17 protein-coding genes and 3 tRNA genes are annotated in these 17,820 nt (G+C 59.8%); 1 reads left to right on the top strand and 19 read right to left on the bottom strand.

From position 1 onward, the window contains the following. Positions 1–6: 6 nt before the first annotated feature. The 15 genes from nuoK to RHSP_RS21250 all read right to left on the bottom strand — a co-directional run bounded on the left by nuoK (position 7) and on the right by RHSP_RS21250 (position 11,681). A complete protein-coding gene (gene nuoK / locus RHSP_RS21320) occupies positions 7–315 on the bottom strand; it encodes an NADH-quinone oxidoreductase subunit NuoK (protein WP_004122490.1) in 309 nt (102 codons plus the stop codon). A 31-nt stretch (positions 316–346) separates the two neighbouring features. Then, a complete protein-coding gene (locus tag RHSP_RS21315; RefSeq protein ID WP_037153549.1) occupies positions 347–961 on the bottom strand; it encodes an NADH-quinone oxidoreductase subunit J in 615 nt (204 codons plus the stop codon). 149 nt (positions 962–1,110) lie between these two features. Continuing rightward, on the bottom strand, positions 1,111–1,602 hold the full coding sequence (gene nuoI, locus RHSP_RS21310) for an NADH-quinone oxidoreductase subunit NuoI (protein WP_004122484.1): 492 nt from the start codon (positions 1,600–1,602) through the stop codon (positions 1,111–1,113). 39 nt (positions 1,603–1,641) lie between these two features. Beyond that, positions 1,642–2,685, bottom strand: a complete 1,044-nt coding sequence (nuoH, locus tag RHSP_RS21305) for an NADH-quinone oxidoreductase subunit NuoH (protein WP_004122482.1) — start codon at positions 2,683–2,685, stop codon at positions 1,642–1,644. A gap of 12 nt (positions 2,686–2,697) precedes the next feature. Then, positions 2,698–4,779, bottom strand: a complete 2,082-nt coding sequence (gene nuoG / locus RHSP_RS21300; RefSeq protein ID WP_037153544.1) for an NADH-quinone oxidoreductase subunit NuoG — start codon at positions 4,777–4,779, stop codon at positions 2,698–2,700. Between the two features lie 243 nt (positions 4,780–5,022). Continuing rightward, positions 5,023–5,754 carry a 5' DNA nuclease gene (locus RHSP_RS21295; protein ID WP_004122471.1) on the bottom strand — a complete coding sequence of 244 codons (732 nt, stop codon included), beginning with the start codon at positions 5,752–5,754 and terminating at the stop codon, positions 5,023–5,025. 5 nt (positions 5,755–5,759) lie between these two features. Beyond that, positions 5,760–7,064 (bottom strand): NADH-quinone oxidoreductase subunit NuoF, encoded by a 1,305-nt coding sequence (gene nuoF / locus RHSP_RS21290; RefSeq protein ID WP_037153541.1) that lies wholly within the window; start codon positions 7,062–7,064, stop codon positions 5,760–5,762. A 10-nt stretch (positions 7,065–7,074) separates the two neighbouring features. Continuing rightward, positions 7,075–8,070, bottom strand: coding sequence for an NADH-quinone oxidoreductase subunit NuoE (gene nuoE, locus RHSP_RS21285; protein ID WP_004122465.1), 996 nt, complete (start codon positions 8,068–8,070; stop codon positions 7,075–7,077). A 15-nt stretch (positions 8,071–8,085) separates the two neighbouring features. After that, entirely contained in the window at positions 8,086–8,403 is a 318-nt protein-coding gene (locus RHSP_RS21280; protein ID WP_004122462.1) for a hypothetical protein, read from the bottom strand. Then, positions 8,403–9,593, bottom strand: a complete 1,191-nt coding sequence (locus RHSP_RS21275) for an NADH-quinone oxidoreductase subunit D (RefSeq protein ID WP_004122459.1) — start codon at positions 9,591–9,593, stop codon at positions 8,403–8,405. Before RHSP_RS21275 ends, RHSP_RS21280 begins: the two co-directional genes overlap by 1 nt. A gap of 66 nt (positions 9,594–9,659) precedes the next feature. Beyond that, on the bottom strand, positions 9,660–10,262 hold the full coding sequence (locus tag RHSP_RS21270) for an NADH-quinone oxidoreductase subunit C (protein WP_004122457.1): 603 nt from the start codon (positions 10,260–10,262) through the stop codon (positions 9,660–9,662). Between the two features lie 18 nt (positions 10,263–10,280). Continuing rightward, complete coding sequence (locus tag RHSP_RS21265) at positions 10,281–10,862, bottom strand: NuoB/complex I 20 kDa subunit family protein (protein ID WP_004122454.1); 582 nt, start codon at positions 10,860–10,862, stop codon at positions 10,281–10,283. Then, positions 10,853–11,218, bottom strand: a complete 366-nt coding sequence (locus tag RHSP_RS21260; protein ID WP_037153638.1) for an NADH-quinone oxidoreductase subunit A — start codon at positions 11,216–11,218, stop codon at positions 10,853–10,855. The genes RHSP_RS21265 and RHSP_RS21260 overlap by 10 nt, the downstream gene beginning before the upstream one ends. Before the next feature lie 259 nt (positions 11,219–11,477). After that, positions 11,478–11,554, bottom strand: a tRNA-Asp gene (locus tag RHSP_RS21255). Positions 11,555–11,604: 50 nt separating this feature from the next. Next, positions 11,605–11,681: transfer RNA gene (locus RHSP_RS21250), tRNA-Asp, on the bottom strand. A 390-nt stretch (positions 11,682–12,071) separates the two neighbouring features. On the opposite strand from RHSP_RS21250, the gene RHSP_RS21245 reads away from it, so the two are divergent. Then, a tRNA-Val gene (locus RHSP_RS21245) sits at positions 12,072–12,147 on the top strand. Positions 12,148–12,506: 359 nt separating this feature from the next. Here RHSP_RS21245 and RHSP_RS21235 read toward each other — a convergent pair. The 4 genes from RHSP_RS21235 to RHSP_RS21220 all read right to left on the bottom strand — a co-directional run bounded on the left by RHSP_RS21235 (position 12,507) and on the right by RHSP_RS21220 (position 17,749). Then, positions 12,507–13,805, bottom strand: coding sequence for a capsule biosynthesis protein (locus RHSP_RS21235; protein ID WP_004122449.1), 1,299 nt, complete (start codon positions 13,803–13,805; stop codon positions 12,507–12,509). After that, positions 13,805–15,382: an LTA synthase family protein gene (locus RHSP_RS21230; RefSeq protein ID WP_157385401.1), complete on the bottom strand. Its 1,578-nt coding sequence runs from the start codon at positions 15,380–15,382 to the stop codon at positions 13,805–13,807. Before RHSP_RS21230 ends, RHSP_RS21235 begins: the two co-directional genes overlap by 1 nt. A gap of 144 nt (positions 15,383–15,526) precedes the next feature. After that, on the bottom strand, positions 15,527–16,369 hold the full coding sequence (locus RHSP_RS21225) for an SDR family NAD(P)-dependent oxidoreductase (RefSeq protein WP_004122443.1): 843 nt from the start codon (positions 16,367–16,369) through the stop codon (positions 15,527–15,529). 18 nt (positions 16,370–16,387) lie between these two features. Further along, a complete protein-coding gene (locus RHSP_RS21220; protein ID WP_157385403.1) occupies positions 16,388–17,749 on the bottom strand; it encodes an aminotransferase class I/II-fold pyridoxal phosphate-dependent enzyme in 1,362 nt (453 codons plus the stop codon). Positions 17,750–17,820: the final 71 nt, after the last annotated feature.

Genomic DNA, 17,820 nt, shown 5'->3' with positions numbered 1-17,820 from the left:
GCTGTATCAGCCCTTCATCACGTTGACGTCTTCAACCGCGATGGAGCCGCGGTTACGGTAGAAGACGACGAGAATTGCAAGACCGATCGCAGCCTCAGCCGCAGCGACGGTCAAAATGAACAGAGCGAAAACCTGGCCGACGATGTCGTTGAGGAACGACGAGAAGGCGACCATGTTGATGTTGACCGCGAGCAATATCAGCTCGATGGACATCAGGATGATGATGACGTTCTTGCGGTTGAGAAAGATACCGAAGACGCCGAGCACGAAGAGAATGGCGCTAACCGTCAGGTAGTGGGAAAGTCCGATGACCATGTTCTTGTTCCTTTGATCCTCGTGCCTCGCCTCAGACGCCCTGCCCCGGCTTGACCTTGACCACCTCGACGGCGGTCGCAGGCGTGCGGGCGACCTGTTGGGGAATATTCTGGCGCTTGATGTGCGTGCGATGCCGAAGCGTCAGCACGATCGCGCCGATCATCGCGACCAGCAGAACAAGGCCGGCGATCTCGAAGAAATAGACGTAGTTGGTATAGAGCACGTCGCCGAGGGCGGCGGTGTTGGTGCGTTGCGTGATGGCGGGAATCGGCATGGCGACCGACTTGGCGATCTGGGGCGAGATCACGCTGCCGCCGATGACGACGATCAGCTCGGCCGCGAGGATGACGCCGATCAACGCGCCGATCGGCGCATATTCCAGAATGCCCGCCCGGAGCTGGGCGAAATCGACATCAAGCATCATGACGACGAAAAGGAAGAGAACCGCCACGGCGCCGACATAAACGACCAGCAGGATCATCGCCAGGAACTCGGCCCCCATCAACAGGAAGAGGCCGGCTGCGTTGAAGAAAACCAGGATGAGGAACAGGACCGAATGGACCGGATTCCGCGCTGAGATGACCATGAACGCCGACGCCACTGCGACAAAGGCGAAGATATAGAAAAAAAGAGCCTGCAGACCCATGTTGGTGCCTTTTTCGTCTTCCCCCGGGCAGCGGGGTGCTTCCCCTGCCCGATGGAGCTCGGTCGGACCCTCGTCCGGCAAAGCCCCGGTCTAGATTCAACCGCGACGGCAACTATAGGCCGCCCGTCACGGCATACTCAAAACTCCGCTCAGCGGTACGGCGAATCCATCGCGATGTTGCGCGCGATTTCGCGTTCCCAGCGGTCGCCATTGTCCAAGAGCCGCGCCTTGTCGAAGTAGAGCTCTTCGCGGGTCTCGGTGGCGAATTCGAAGTTCGGCCCTTCGACGATAGCGTCGACCGGGCATGCCTCCTGGCAGAAGCCGCAATAGATGCACTTCACCATGTCGATATCGTATCGCACCGTGCGGCGGGTGCCGTCGTTACGGCGCGGCCCGGCCTCGATGGTGATGGCCTGGGCAGGACAGATGGCTTCGCAGAGCTTGCAGGCGATGCAGCGCTCTTCGCCATTGGGATAGCGGCGCAGCGCATGTTCGCCGCGGAAGCGCGGGCTGACCGGCCCCTTCTCGAAGGGGTAATTGATCGTCGCCTTCTGCTTGAAGAAGTAACGCATCGACAAAAAGAATGCGCCGACAAATTCCTTGAGGAACAGCGAGCTGACGGCATTGGACAAACCGGCCATCTTAACCTCCAAAACTGCCAGAAGCGGGGACAGACATCATCACGCCCATCCCATCAGCTTCAGCACGAATGCAACGATAACGACCATGGCGAGCGACAGCGGCAGAAAAACCTTCCAGCCAAGACGCATGAGCTGGTCGTAGCGGTAGCGCGGCACGAAAGCCTTCACCATCGCGAACATGAAGAACACAAGGCACGACTTCAGCAGGAACCAGATGATGCCCGGAACCCAATTCAGGATCCAGATATCGACCGGAGGCAGCCAGCCGCCGAAGAAGAGGATCGTCGTCAGCGAGCACATCAGCACGACGGCCGCATACTCGCCGAGCATGAACATCATGTACGGGGCGGAGCTGTATTCGACCATGAAGCCGGCAACCAGTTCCGACTCCGCTTCCGGAAGATCGAAAGGCGGACGGTTGGTTTCAGCGAGCGCCGAAATGAAGAACACGACGAACATCGGGAACAGCGACAGCCAGTGCCAGTCGAGGAACGAGGCCGGCAGGCCGAGCTTGGTGCCGAGGCCCGTCTGCTGCGAGAGAACGATATCCGTCAGGTTCAACGAACCGACGCAAAGCAGCACGGTGACGATGACGAAGCCGATCGAGACTTCGTAGGACACCATCTGCGCCGCCGAACGCAGCGCGCCGAGGAACGGATACTTCGAGTTCGAAGCCCAGCCGCCCATGATGATGCCGTATACTTCCAGCGACGAGATCGCCAGGATGTAAAGGATGCCGACGTTGATGTCGGCGACGACCCAATTCTTGGCCAGCGGCACGACGGCCCACGTGGACAGCGCCAGCACCACGGAAACCAATGGCGCCAGCAGAAATACGGTCTTGTTGGCGCCGGCCGGGATGATCGGCTCTTTGAAGATGAACTTCAGAAGGTCGGCAAAGGACTGAAGCAGACCGAAGGGGCCGACCACGTTCGGGCCGCGGCGCAGCTGAACCGCCGCCCAGATCTTTCGGTCGGCGAGCAGGATAAAGGCGATGAAGATCAGAAGCGGGACCAGAAGCAGCAGGGCCTGGCCGAACATGATCAGGCCCGGCAAGAGATAGGTCGAAACGAATGAATCCATAGTCTTCTGCCCTTACTCTGCCGCAGCCTGGAAATTGTTGCGGGCCAATGCCGAGCATTCGGCCATGACAGCCGACGCGCGCGTTATCGGGTTCGTCAAATAGAAGTCTTTGATCGGCGAAGCAAATGCCGATTTGCCCATCGCGCCGGCTTTTTTCGCAAGTGCGGCAATTTGGGCGCTATCGGCTTCGGCAATCTCGTCGATGCCGGCGAAATGCGGGAAGGCTGCGTAGAGCTTCGCGCGCAATTCTCTCAGCGAATCAAAGGGAAGCTTCTTGCCGAGCACGTCGGAAAGGGCGCGGATGACCGCCCAGTCCTCGCGGGCATCGCCCGGCGCGAAACCGGCACGGTTGCCCATCTGGACGCGGCCCTCTGTGTTGACCCAGGTGCCTGACTTTTCCGTGTAGGCGGCCGCCGGCAAGATGACGTCGGCGTTCTGAGCGCCGTGATCGCCATGCGAGCCGATATAGACTGTCAATTTCGCGCCCTTGCGGCTGAAATCCAGCTCATCGGCGCCGAGCAGGAAGAGCACGTCCATCGACGACAGCATAGCGGCAGCGTTGACGCCCTTTTCGCCGGGAACGAAACCGAGATCGAGGCCACCCACGCGGGAAGCTGCCGTGTGCAGCACGGCAAAGCCGTTCCAGCCGTCCTTGACGACACCGACATCGGCGGCGAGCTTGGCCGCATTTGCCAGCACCTGGGCGCCGTCTTCACGGATTAGTGCGCCCTGGCCGATGATGATCATCGGCTTTTCGGCCTTCTTCAGAACCTCGGCAAAGCCGTGCGAACCGTTGACGACATCGGCGAGCGTATCCGGGCCGGCGCCGAGATAGTCGTAGGAGTAACGCAGGTCGGCATGTTCGCCGATCACGCCGATCGGGAACTTGCCGCGGCGCCAGCGCTTGCGGATGCGCGAATTCAGCACGGCAGCTTCGAAGCGTGGATTGGCTCCGACGATCAGCAGCGCATCGGCGGCTTCGATACCCTGGATGCTTGGGTTGAAGATGTAGCTTGCGCGGCCAAGCGACGGATCAAGCGCCGTCCCGTCCTGGCGACAGTCGAGGTTCTCCGAACCGAGCGATTTCATCAGCTCGGACAGTGCGTACATCTCTTCAACGGAAGCGAGGTCACCGGCGATGGCGCCGATCCTGTCGCCGCTGGTGGCGGCAACAGCCGACTTGATGGCGGCAAAGGCATCGTTCCAGGTCGCCGGCTGCAGACGGCCGTCCTTGCGGACATAGGGCTTGTCGAGGCGCTGGGTCTTCAGGCCATCCCAGATGAAGCGGGTCTTGTCGGAGATCCACTCTTCATTGATCTGCTCGTTGACACGCGGCAGCACGCGCATGACTTCGCGGCCGCGCGTATCGACGCGGATGGCGGAGCCGAGCGCGTCCATGACGTCGATCGATTCGGTCTTGTTGAGTTCCCACGGACGGGCCGTGAAGGCGAAGGGCTTCGAGGTCAGCGCGCCGACCGGGCAAAGGTCGACGACGTTGCCCTGCAGCTCGGAGGTCATCGCCTGCTCGAGGTAGGTGGTAATTTCGGCGTCTTCGCCGCGGCCGATCAGGCCGAGTTCGGAGATACCGGCGACTTCCGTCGTGAAGCGGACGCAGCGCGTGCAGTGAATGCAGCGGTTCATCACGGTCTTGACGAGCGGGCCGATGTACTTGTCTTCGACGGCGCGCTTGTCTTCCTGATAGCGCGAACTATCGATACCGAAGGCCATAGCCTGGTCCTGCAGGTCGCATTCGCCGCCCTGGTCGCAGATCGGGCAATCCAGCGGGTGGTTGATCAGCAGGAATTCCATCACGCCTTCGCGGGCTTTCTTGACCATCGGCGTGTTGGTGAAGACTTCCGGAAGTTCGCCGTTCGGGCCGCCGCGAATATCGCGCACGCCCATGGCGCAGGATGCCTGCGGCTTCGGCGGGCCGCCCTTTACTTCAACCAGGCACATGCGGCAATTGCCGGCCACCGACAGTCGTTCATGGAAGCAGAAGCGCGGAACTTCGGCGCCGGCTTCCTCGCACGCCTGGATAAGCGTGTAGTGATCCGGAACTTCGATCTCTTTACCGTCAATCTTCAGTTTAGCCATCGTCCACTCAGTCCTATATCACGTCTCCAGCCGAACCTGGCCGCAGACAATTTCATGATCGCAAACCGAACTGCCACCGGCGCGGCATGGCCGCCGCAGGGCACCGGTTCGCTCACAATAAGCCTTGCCGAATCTTGTCCCCGCAAGATCAGCGTTGCGATCGAAACATGCGGAGCTTGCCCGCAACATTTCCACCGCCTTCATTCACCCTCCCCGGCCGTTGGATAGAGCCAGGGAAAAATCTCAGCTCCGGCCCTTCGGCAGCAGCGCCTTCGCCTGGCCAACCCAATCATCGCGCCGGATGCGGCCGTCGAAGCCGAGCTCCGCGTCGATCTGATCGATATCCGCATCTGTCCAGGCAGCGATATCGGCAAAGCGCCTGATGCCGCGTCCGTTCAACACCTGCTCCAGTTTCGGGCCGACGCCCGAAATGAGCTTCAGGTCATCGGTTTTCGGCGCGGCCTTGCGGCTGCGCGCAGGAGCCGGCTTTGCTGCAACAGACGCCGCCACCTCGACCTTGGCTTTGCTCGTGGCAGGCGCTGCCGTAGCCGCAGCCGGCTTTGGCGCGACCTTCTTTGCGACAGCGGGCTTCGGCTTTGCAGCCTCCGGCTTCGATGCGACCTGTTCGGCGGCGGGCGATGCCTTTACGGGTTTCGCTTCCCCCGCCCCGTTCTTCTTCACCACCGTCTTCTCTTCGGCGGCGACTTCATTTTCTTGGTCTGACTCGGCAGCACGCTTGCCGGTAACCTCGACGGCACCCTGAAGCGCACCGAAGAATGCGCCGGCGATCTGCGAGGTAACGCCGAAACCGATGGCTGCGGCAGCGGCAAATGCCGCCGCCGGATGAGCCATCAGTGGATTGATCGGCATGACGAGCGAATTCCGCAGCATATCGGCAGCGATACGGCCAAGATCGGCCGATGCATCATCCGCCGCTCCGCTGTCCTGCCTGATATCCGTGGTCTTCGCCATCATCGTCCCTACTCTGCTGCTTCCAGAACCGCGCCGCGGCTCGTCGCGTTGGCTGTGTACTGGTCGATGCGCTTTTCGATCTCGGGACGGAAGTTGCGGATCAGGCCCTGCACCGGCCATGCAGCTGCGTCGCCGAGCGCACAGATGGTATGACCTTCGATCTGCTTCGTCACCTGGAACAGCATGTCGATCTCGCGCTTCTGCGCGTTGCCGCGCGCCATGCGCTCAAGAACGCGCCACATCCAGCCCGTGCCTTCGCGGCACGGCGTGCACTGGCCGCAGCTCTCGTGCTTGAAGAAGGCCGAGATGCGGGCGATCGCCTTGATGATGTCGGTCGACTTGTCCATGACGATCGCCGCTGCCGTACCGAAGGACGACTTGACTTCGCGCAGACCGTCGAAATCCATCGGGCAGTCGATGATATCGGCAGCCGGAACGACCGGGCACGACGCACCGCCGGGAATGACAGCGAGCAGATTGTCCCAGCCGCCGCGAATACCGCCGCCATGCTTTTCGACCAGCTCCCGGAAGGTGATGCCCATCGTCTCTTCAACCGTGCAGGGACGGTTGACGTGACCGGAGAGCATGAACAGCTTCGTGCCGACATTGTTCGGACGGCCGAAGGAGGAGAACCAGCCGGCGCCGCGGCGCAGGATCGTCGGGGCAACGGCGATCGACTCGACGTTGTTGACGGTGGTCGGGCAGCCATAGAGACCCATGTTGGCCGGGAATGGCGGCTTCAGGCGCGGCTGGCCCTTCTTGCCTTCCAAGCTTTCGAGCAGCGCGGTTTCCTCGCCGCAGATGTAAGCGCCGGCGCCATGATGAACGAAAACATCAAAATCCCAGCCGAGCTTATTGTTTTTGCCCAGCAATCCGGCGTCGTAACACTCGTCGATCGCCGCCTGCAGGGCTTCGCGCTCGCGCATGTATTCGCCGCGAACATAGATGTAAGCGGCATTAGCGCCCATGGCAAAGCCGGCGATGACGCAGCCTTCGATCAGCGTATGCGGATCGTGGCGCATGATGTCGCGGTCTTTGCAGGTGCCGGGCTCGGATTCGTCGGCGTTGACGACGAGATAGTGCGGACGGCCGTCGCTCTCCTTCGGCATGAACGACCACTTCAGGCCGGTCGGGAAGCCTGCACCACCGCGACCGCGAAGGCCGGAGGCCTTCATCTCGTTGATGATCCAGTCACGACCCTTTTCGAGGATTTGCTTCGTGCCATCCCAATGGCCGCGCGACATCGCGCCCTTGAGAGACTTGTCCTTGAGGCCGTAGATATTGGTAAAGATGCGATCCTGATCCTGTAACATGCTTCACCTCTTACCGCGGCTTCTTGCCGAAGACCTTGATATATTCCGCTTCGCCACCCTTAGCGAGTGCCTCAGCCTGCCTGACCCAGTCGTCGCGCTCGATCCGGCCCTTGAAATTGAGATAGCCGTCGACCCAATGGCGCTCGGCCTGATGCCAGCTGGCGACCTGCGCGAAGGTGAAGATGCCGAGCTCATGCAGGATGGACTCGATCTTCGGCCCAACGCCGGAAATCAGCTGCAAATCGTCCGGCTGCGCGGGTCTTTCGATACCGGCGGGACGATCCTTGTCGTCAAGCGACGGCTTCTTGGCAGCCTCGCCCTTCTCCGGCGCAGCTTCGGTCGACGGCTGCTCTGCCGCAGCCTTGGCCTTGCCGGCAACGCTCTTTGCCTTCGCCTCATCCGACAGGAGAGAGGTCAGTCCACCTTCCGGAGCGGAGAAGACGCGGTCGATCTGCGGACCGGTCGGAACTTCGCTGCCCTTGCCTGCGGCGAATGCATCGATGATCTCTTCGAGACGTGCCGGCGTCAGATCCTCATAGGTATCCTTGCCGATCACCACCATCGGTGCGTTGACGCAGGCGCCCTGACATTCGACCTCTTCCCAGGAGAGCGTGCCGTCGGCGTTGCGTTCGAAGGCGTGGTCATGGATCCGGCTCTTGCAGACCTTGATCAGCCCTTCGGCGCCACGCAGCATGCAGGGCGTCGTGCCGCAAACCTGAACGTGGGCGCGCGTGCCGACCGGGTTCAGCTGGAACTGCGTGTAGAACGTCGCAACTTCGAGCGCGCGGATATAGGCCATATCCAGCATGTCGGCGATCTTCTCGATCGCTGCCCTGGTGACCCAGCCCTCCTGCTCCTGCGCCCGCATCATCAGCGGGATGATCGCGGACTGCTGACGGCCCTCGGGGTATTTCATGATCGTCTTTTCAGCCCAGACCGCATTCTCCGCATTGAAGGCGAAAGCGGCAGGCTGGAATTGATCTTCGGCTAGTCGACGAACGGACATCTTTCACGCCTTATCTCAGTTTAAGGACCCACACCGCGTATTCGTCAGAGACGAGAATTCGCAGGCATAGGCCGACTGGTCTTTCTGCATAAACACAACAAACTTACCGCCGTTCGGCACAGCGGCCTTGATCTGATACCCGCGAGAGAGGAGATCCGCCACCGTCGAATCTCCGCCCTGCGTAGCCGCATTTCCGCCCTTCGCAGAATTCGCGCCTGGCGCATTCGAACCCTGCAGGTTGATGGTCGGCAGGCTCTGCGTCTTTCCGGTCTGCTGTGCCGAGGCACCGCAAGCGACCAGAAGCGCCGGGATAACCACCTGCCAAACCCGCATCAGCGATCCACCTCGCCGAACACGATATCGAGCGAACCGAGGACCGCAGCGACGTCGGCGAGCAGATGACCGCGGCACATGAAGTCCATGGCCTGCAGATGCGCATAGCCCGGTGCACGGATCTTGCAACGGTAAGGCTTGTTGGAACCGTCGGAGACGAGATAGACGCCGAACTCGCCCTTCGGCGCTTCGACAGCCGCATAAACCTCGCCGGCCGGCACGTGATAGCCTTCGGTGTAGAGCTTGAAGTGGTGGATCAGCGCTTCCATCGAACGCTTCATCTCGCCGCGCTTCGGCGGAACGACCTTACCATCCAGCGACGAGATCGGTCCGGCCTTAGCATCGCCGAGCAGGCGATTGACGCATTGCTTCATGATGCGGACGGATTCGCGCATTTCGATCATGCGGATGAGATAACGGTCGTAGCAGTCGCCATTCTTGCCGATCGGAATGTCGAATTCGAGATCGGAATAGCATTCGTAAGGCTGAGCCTTGCGCAGGTCCCATGCAGCGCCAGAGCCGCGGACCATGACGCCTGAGAAGCCCCAGGCCCAGCAGTCTTCGAGCGAGACCACGCCGATATCGACGTTGCGCTGCTTGAAGATGCGGTTTCCAGTCAAGAGATCGTCGATATCGTCGAGCGCCTTCAGGAAGGGATCGCACCAATCGCCGATGTCCTGGACGAGCTTCTCGGGAAGATCCTGATGAACGCCGCCCGGACGGACATAGGCTGCGTGCATGCGCGAGCCGGAGGCGCGCTCGTAGAACACCATCAGCTTTTCACGCTCTTCGAAGCCCCAGAGCGGCGGCGTCAGAGCGCCGACGTCCATGGCCTGCGTCGTGACGTTCAGAAGATGCGACAGGATGCGGCCGATTTCCGAATAGAGCACGCGGATCAGCTGGCCGCGGATCGGGATGTCGATGCCGAGCAGCTTTTCGACCGCAAGCGCGTAGGCATGCTCCTGGTTCATCGGCGCCACGTAGTCGAGGCGATCGAAATAAGGAACGGCCTGAAGATAGGTCTTCGATTCGATCAGCTTTTCCGTGCCGCGATGCAGCAGGCCGATATGGGGATCGACGCGTTCCACAATTTCGCCGTCCAATTCGAGGACAAGACGCAAAACGCCGTGCGCAGCCGGATGCTGCGGACCGAAATTGATGTTGAAGTTGCGAACGTTATGTTCTGTCATGGCGGCGATGCTCGCGTTTTCAGAATTTCAGAGAATGGCAGGCCGAAGCCTGCCACACGCCAACAATTAGGCCTTCGCCTTCTCGTCACCCGGGAGCACGTAGTCGGTGCCCTCCCACGGCGACAGGAAATCGAAGTTGCGGAATTCCTGCTTCAGTTCCACCGGCTCGTAGACGACGCGCTTGGCGGCATCGTCGTAACGAACTTCGACGAAACCGGTCGTCGGAAAGTCCTTGCGCAGCGGGTGGCCTTCGAAACCGTAGTCCGTCAGCAGACGGCGCAGATCCGGATGACCGGTGAAGAGAACGCCGTACATGTCCCAGGTTTCACGCTCGAACCAGTCGGCGCCGGGATAGATGCCGCAGGCGGAGGGAACAGGCTGGTCTTCGCCGACCGGAACCTTGACACGGATGCGCAGGTTCTTTTTGGGCGACAGCAGATGATAGACGACGTCGAAACGCTCGGCGCGCTGCGGCCAGTCGACACCGCAAATATCCGTCATGTTGACGAAGCCGCACTTGGCGTCGTCACGCAGGAATGTCAGCAGGGCGATAACGTTTTCGGTCGTCGTCGTTACATTCAGCTCGCCGTACTTGATCTCGATCGAGGAGATCAGGGCGCTGCGAACTTCCGTGAGGTAGGCGGCAAGCTCGTTCAGGGCTTCACTCATAATACCTTGTCCCCTGCCTTACCGTTCGATCGTGCCGGTGCGCCGGATCTTCTTCTGCAACAAAAGCACGCCGTAAAGCAGCGCTTCTGCCGTGGGAGGACAGCCCGGGATATAGATGTCGATCGGCACGATGCGATCGCAGCCGCGCACGACGGAATAGGAATAGTGATAGTAGCCGCCGCCGTTGGCGCAGGAGCCCATCGAGATGACGTAGCGCGGCTCCGGCATCTGGTCGTAGACCTTGCGGAGCGCAGGCGCCATCTTGTTCGTCAGCGTGCCCGCAACGATCATGACGTCGGACTGGCGCGGCGAAGCGCGCGGCGCAAAGCCGAAACGCTCGACGTCGTAACGCGGCATGGAAACCTGCATCATCTCGACGGCGCAGCACGCGAGACCGAAGGTCATCCACATGAGGGAGCCGGTGCGAGCCCAGGTGATCAGTTCGTCGGTCGACGTGACCAGAAAACCCTTGTCGGCGAGTTCGTTGTTGATCTCGCCAAAGAACGGATCGTTGCTGCCAACCGGCCTGCCGGTCGCGGGATCGATGATCCCCTTCGGCTGCGGTGCTACGAGCGTCGCGTTCGTCGGAGCTACTCCCATTCCAGGGCCCCCTTCTTCCATTCATAGATAAAGCCGATGGTCAGCACCGCCAGGAACACCATCATCGACCAGAATCCGAACCAGCCGATCGCACTGAAGGATATGGCCCAGGGGAAAAGGAAGGCGACTTCCAGGTCGAAGATGATGAAGAGAATCGATACCAGGTAGAAGCGGATATCGAACTTCATGCGGGCGTCATCGAATGCGTTGAAGCCGCATTCATAGGCCGACAGCTTTTCGGAATCCGGCGCCTTGAAGGCGACGGCAAACGGCGCGATCAACAGCGCCAGGCCAATCACCAAGGCAACACCAATGAAAATCGCTATCGGAATATAGGAACTGAGCAGTCCAGTCATCATGTCCATCCCTGCTTGCGATCAGCGCCGGGGCGGCGCATTTGAGCAAATGCCCAGCAAGCGAAAGAGCGTTGCAACAAAGCCGTGGTTAGCGCAGGCGGAGCGCGGGCGCAAGCCTTTTGAATCTGTCGTTTAAAGTACTGCCAAGCGGTAGATATCAATATGTTGCGACGGCATCGCGACAAATTGGCGCAAAGGCGAAATAGGCTCTTTCGCAATCGCAATAAATTGATGTTTGATTGTAATGGCTTGGAGAAAATGGCGCGAGTGACGGGGCTCGAACCCGCGACCTCCGGCGTGACAGGCCGGCACTCTAACCGACTGAGCTACACCCGCGCATTGCTTGACCTTTCGGCCGGGCGCACGATCCGGATTTGACCTTGAAATGGCGCGAGTGACGGGGCTCGAACCCGCGACCTCCGGCGTGACAGGCCGGCACTCTAACCGACTGAGCTACACCCGCATTTCATTTCAAGCAGTCCAGATGCTTCCGCACCCATCAAAGCGGCCCTCGCCGTTCGATGAGCGGCTAACTACGGGGTTCGTGTTTGGGTGTCAAGCAGGTTTGAATACAAATCGATGACAGAGTGCGAATTGTTTTGGACAAGCTCGCCCTCGAGTTTCCGTTCCCGCGATTTGGCATGGCAGCTTCCCGCCCCGCGCATTTCATGCGAGCCTGATATGCACAGGGATAATCCCGCAGGCTTCACATCCGTGCATATGGACGACCGGAACCGGGGTGGGGAAAAATCAAAAAAATCAAAAAATCTTCACAAACACTCTTGCGGTTTTTCCTCGTTCCGCATAGATCACGGCCACCGGATGCGGCGGGCCGATGACCCGCTTGCCTGAAGGGCGATTAGCTCAGTTGGTAGAGCGCCTCGTTTACACCGAGGATGTCGGGAGTTCGAGTCTCTCATCGCCCACCATTTCCAAAGCGCACGGATTGAACGATTAGCCGAAACGGAACGACCGTTGCGCTGTGCTTCGATGGTCCTCTGTAGATCGCGATGGCGGCCGCTCAGTAATTGCCTGTTATAACAATTCCCAGAAGAACCACGGAAACAAGTCCAAGAGCTGCCATGATCATAAGCAGTTCTTTCAGCATGAATCTTTCCATCTTACTTCCACCCATGGCGTTTGCTCCCAACAAACGACTGTGCGCTTTGGCCCCAACGCCGAATCGCTGCATCAGTTTACTACAAATCCGCATGTAAGTAGCCGGGATGTTGATTTCATCGCCACGACCAAACGAGTGTTGATCTTAACTCGGCGTTTCCTCGTGCGATCAGGGTATCGAGATCTTCGAGGGCCTTTGCCGCGGTGCCGGCTCGATATAGGCGCCGGGCAGATTGACTGTACGCGACAATAATCTCTTGGCGATCTGCTCGGCGGCTGATTTTGCTCCCTCCTTGGAGCAGAAGTTGCCGCGCACCTGTACTGCTGCGGCAAGCAGCTTGAAGAATGCCGCGCAAAGCTCCGCCGATGGCTGTGCCGGGCGGGTCCAGAATCGGTCCAAGGGGCCTTGATCGCCCAAGCCCTCGATGTCGTAGACCGCCGTTCCCAGGACTTTCACAGGCTTGCCGACACGCAATGCCGAAAGCGCCGCGGTGGAATTGACTGTCACCATGCCCTGGCTGGCAACGATCAACCGGTCGAGATTGCCGCCATCGAGGAAATGGACGCGGGAAGACAAACCATACGCGGCACTGATGCGGTTTATATAGGCTCTCCAATTCACAAGCCCGCTGTCGAGCGGATGCAGCTTGATAACGAGCTCAGTCCAGGGAGCGGCATTTTTCGCAAAAGATCGGAGAATCAGCCTGATGGCGTCCTGCTGCTGATGAAAGGGCGAGTGCGAGCGCAGCTGATAATCGGTTTGGAGCTGTAGCGGATAGACGAAGAATCGCTTGTCGCCGGCAATCAGCTCCTCGATCAGGCCTTCGGCCTCGCGAGACTTCGTGCCGCTAGCCGGAAGCCTGCGCAGCCAGCCGGCATATTCCATCAAAGGATGGTAGAGCCCGTGGCGGCGATAGCCGGGGTAGAGAAACCATAGAAGGACGGTCGGAAGATAGTAGACGAGATCGTAGAGCGCTTCCGCGAGAAAGGTCTGGCTGAAGCGACGCGTCCAATCCGGCTCGGGCAGATTCGAGGCGGCGTCGACGATATGGGCCGGATCCGTCGGAAAATGCGAATTGGAGGATAGCCCGTCCCGCTCGAGTGTGACCCAATCCGGCCGCAAATATCCCATTTCCACAACGTTGACGCGGACGCCCGATCGTCGCGCCTCCTCGATTGCGACGCGATGATAGGGGCGCTCCTCGCCGTGCAAAATCATGTCCGTGACATTGTCGGCCTCGATTCGGCCTCGGACATAGTCACGCCAACCGGCAAAATTGCCTCGATAGTTGACAGCGCCGGCGGCGCGCCAGGAAATCCAGTCGCCGGCATTCAGATTGATGCGAATGCATCGGCTGCCGGCAGCCCGAAGCATCCTGGCTGTTTCCGCAAATAACGGCGAGGACGGTCCTTGCAGGAAAAGGAACACCTGTGGGGAATCATCCGCCTCCCCCTTCCCGCCGGCCATTACTCCGGAACCTCGGTGCTCAATCCGGCATAGCGCAGCATGGCGCCGATGAAATTCCAAGGCGCTTCTTCCTGCGGCGGCGTGGGCTTCTGCGAATGCGCACGCGCCCGCCCGAGCGGAACGATGACATAGTCGGTGCGTGGATCGGGGAAAGGATCGGCAAACGCTTTCAGCAACGGCGCATGATCGCCGTAGAACAGAAGCCAGACCGGACGATCAAGCCTGTCGAGATGATGGGCCAGGTTACCGAGCGCATGATCGGCGCGCATCAGCAGCTCCGCATAGATATCCACCGGATCGACGAGGTCGCCGCAGCGGCCCGGCTCCCAGGGGCCGTGATTCGCCATGGATGCGACGAACACGAAATTCTTGTCCGTTCCGTCCTCGTCGATCGCCCGAATCACACTCTTCGTCAGCGACTGGTCGCTGACATAAGGACCATCGCGCTCCGAATTGTGATCGAACTCGTCCAGCATCATCATCCGGTCGAAGCCGAGCTGCGGCATCGCCTTATGCCTCAGGAAGAAAGTCTTGTCGTAGGGATGAATGAACTGCGTTTTCCAGCCGGCCTTCTTCAACCGCGCCGGCCAGACGACATCCTTGTAGTGGCTGGCGCGCAGATAGGGATAACTGGCATCGATATGCACGTTTTCCGGCAGCAGCCCGCTCAGCACCGCAAATTCGGTGCGAAGCGTATAACCGCCTTCGAAAACACTGGACATCCGGCCCCATTGAGCGGCCTGCTCCCGCAACCGGTCTAGATTCGGAAGCCTGACGCTCTCGACGCCGAAATGTCTGAGATCGATGAAGGATTCCGACTGCCAGACGACGATGAGCGGCTCCTCGTCGCCGTGCTCCCAAAGCTCATGCAAAGCGGAGATAAGACGTCCGGACAGATCCGCGACGATCGCCTCGCGCCTGACGCCGACCCAGATGACGAAATGAAAGACCACCGAGGCGAAGGTGCCAAAGCGGACAGTGTCCATTTTGACATCGACCCTGACGAGATATTTTTGCGTGAAGCGACAGACCGGTTCACTGACAATCCTGCTGAAGAGAGCGAGCCATGGCGCAATGGCCACGGCAAACATCAGAAAAACCCAAAGAACACCGTTCCGGGCCGGCAGGATCGCCGGTTCCCAATACATATAGAGGCCACTTAGGCCGAACACATAAGCGAAGGCGATGATCCAGAAGAAGATGTTCAGCGATGTCGCGTAGAAAATCTCCTTGTACTTGAAGACGTCGACCACGAGCGCGATGTCGGAGAATACCAGGGGCTCGCGGATGAACTCGAATTTTGCCCGGGAAATCCCGGTGAAGATCACAAAGAAGCTGATGACGGCCTGACTGCTGTAGATCGGGCGCCAGGAAATCGCAAAAAAGAAGGCGAAGATTAATGCGATGACGGGAATTCTGACGGCAAAGTCGCCAAGACGGCGTCGCCATGTTCTCTCGGTACGGTTCTGTGCATTGATGGCTGCCGGCATTGCGAAAATGTCGGTCAGGAATACAACCGCGCAAGAAAGCGCAAAGCAGGCGACGGTCAAAAGAACCGGAAAATCATGAAGCTTCAAGACTGCGCCATCCAATGCCCGCCGTTCGTGGCAGCGTTTTCTCGGCCCATCGGGAACGGGCCGCCAATTCCCTAAATCACCGTTTGCTGCCTATGTTCTACCCTAAGGCGCACATCGACAATTATTTCGTATTACTTATCATGATCAAAACCTCAGTCTGCCGCCTTCGCCAAGACCTGAGCCTGCTTTTTTCCCAATTATTTTTCGCGTCTTTCGCGAAAACCACCACATCAACGGCGGCTTTATCAAAGGGCCGAAATAGGCAAGCATCGCGAGCGACCACCCGAAATGAACTTTCGCCTTGCCTCGATCGACCCCGCGAACGATCCTTGCGGCTACCGTCTCCGCGCTCCATGGTTTGACGGAGTCCATCAGAATCTCCGCTTCGGCCGGGCGCATGGAGATCTCCCGCCGATATTGCGGCGTCAGCGTATCGGGCGGGAAGCAGATCGAGACGCGAACGCCGAAGGCGGCGGCCTCCGCGCTCAAGGCCTCGGCAAAGCCGCTCAATGCAGACTTCGATGCGCAATAGGCGGTGTAGCCAAAGATACCGATCAAGGCGGCCCCAGAGGAAATCATCATGATCCGGCCATCGCGGCGATCCTTCATTCCCTTGTAAACCGCGCGCACGGCATTTGCGGTGCCAAGGAGATTGATGGAAACCTGTTCATCGAAGACGGTGGCCGGCATGGCATCGAAAGCGCACGGCTCGACGATGCCGGCGGCCGCGATCAGAATATCGCATGGCCCAAAGGAGCCCTCGCAGCTCTCGACAGACGACGCGGCCTGTGCGGCAGACGCCACGTCGACGGATGCGATCTGGACCTGGGAACTCTTGATACCCGGAAGCGACAGGATCTCCGCCTGCGCCTGCTCCAAGCGGCCCTGATGGCGTGCGAGAAGAGATACTCGGTTACCTCGGCTGGCATAGAGTTTCGCTATCGCCAGACCAATTCCGCTTGAGCCTCCGGTGACGATAACGTGCATGAAATTCACACCCTGATGCTACGATCTGTCACCCGAAATCTGGCCTGCCGGCAACAACTGCATCATCTTGTCGATGTCAAGCGAGGCCAGACCGAATTTCCGGTCCTCCAAGCTCTTGAGTTTGGCGGCGGTCAAGGCAACTGCGCGGCGGATTTGCTCTTCGGTATGATTGCAGGTGATGAAGAAGCGAAGGCGCGCCATGCCCTCCGGCACGGCCGGGTGGATGATGGGCATCACATTGACGCCTTCAGCCAGCAGATCGTTAGACAGTTGTGCCGCGCGAAGCGAATCGCCGACGATGACAGGCACGACCGAGCGGCCGATACTGAGGCCGGTATCGAGGCCCGCCGCCCTGGCACATTCCAGGAACAGCCGGCCGTTACGACCGAGGCGCTCCGTTCGCTCGGGCTCGGCTTGAAGAATATCGAGGCCGGCGATCGCAGCCGCCGCAAGAACGGGCGAAAGACCGACGCTGTAGACGAAACCGCCCGCTTCCGCCTTCAGAATATCCACAAGCGCGCTGCTGCCCGCGATATAGCCGCCGCAGCTCGAGGTGGTCTTCGACAGAGTGCCCATCCAGATATCGATGTCACGAGGATCGAGCCCGAAATGCTCGAAAGTTCCGCGCCCCGTCTTGCCGAGGATTCCAAGCGCATGCGCCTCGTCGACCATCAGCCAGAAGCCGTAGCGCGCCTTCAGCTCCAGCACAGCCGGCAAGTCGGCAACATCGCCATCCATCGAATAGATGCCTTCGACGATGACGAGGATACGCCGAAAATCCGATGACAGCGTCTTCAGGATGCTCTCGAGATTCTCCATGTCGTTGTGCTTGAAAAGCCGCCGCGCGGCACCCGAAAGCTTGATGCCGGCCAATGCGCTGTTGTGGATGAATTCATCATGGATCACCAGATCCTGAGGCCCCATAAGGCAGCCGATCGCCGCGACATTGGTCAGGTAGCCGCTGACGAAACAAACCGCTGCATCGACGCCGTAAACATGGGCAAGCTTCTTCTCCAGCTCCATATGCGCGGGCCGCTCGCCCGCGACGAGGCGGCTGGCGGAGGCGGAAATGCCGAAGCGGTCGATCGCCTCCTTGGCGCTCGCGGCCACGTGCGGGTGGGTATTGGTTGCGAGATAGTCATAGGAGGCAAAATTGACGAATTCGCGCCCGCCGATGCGCGTCGTCGCGCCAGCGGCAACGTCGTGCGAACGATAGAAGGGATTGGCGACACCAAGCATTTCGCCGGCCATCCGCTGTGTCGCGACACGCTTGAATTCCGGCAGGTCTTCGAAGCGGATCGCCTGGCGCTGCTGCGGCAGAGATTGCCGGTTCAGCCGCTCGGCGCGATTGCGCCCAGAGGATTCGCCGACGCGGCGCATCTGTTCGAGCAGATTGCTTTTATTCTGCCCTGCCGGACTGCCGCCATTGGCATCTTGCGTCGTCACTGGAT

This window comes from Rhizobium freirei PRF 81, from assembly GCF_000359745.1.
GTDB classification, from domain to species: Bacteria; Pseudomonadota; Alphaproteobacteria; order Rhizobiales; family Rhizobiaceae; genus Rhizobium; species Rhizobium freirei.
Note: the sequence above shows the minus strand (reverse complement) of the source record. Positions and strands in the feature narration are given on the sequence as shown.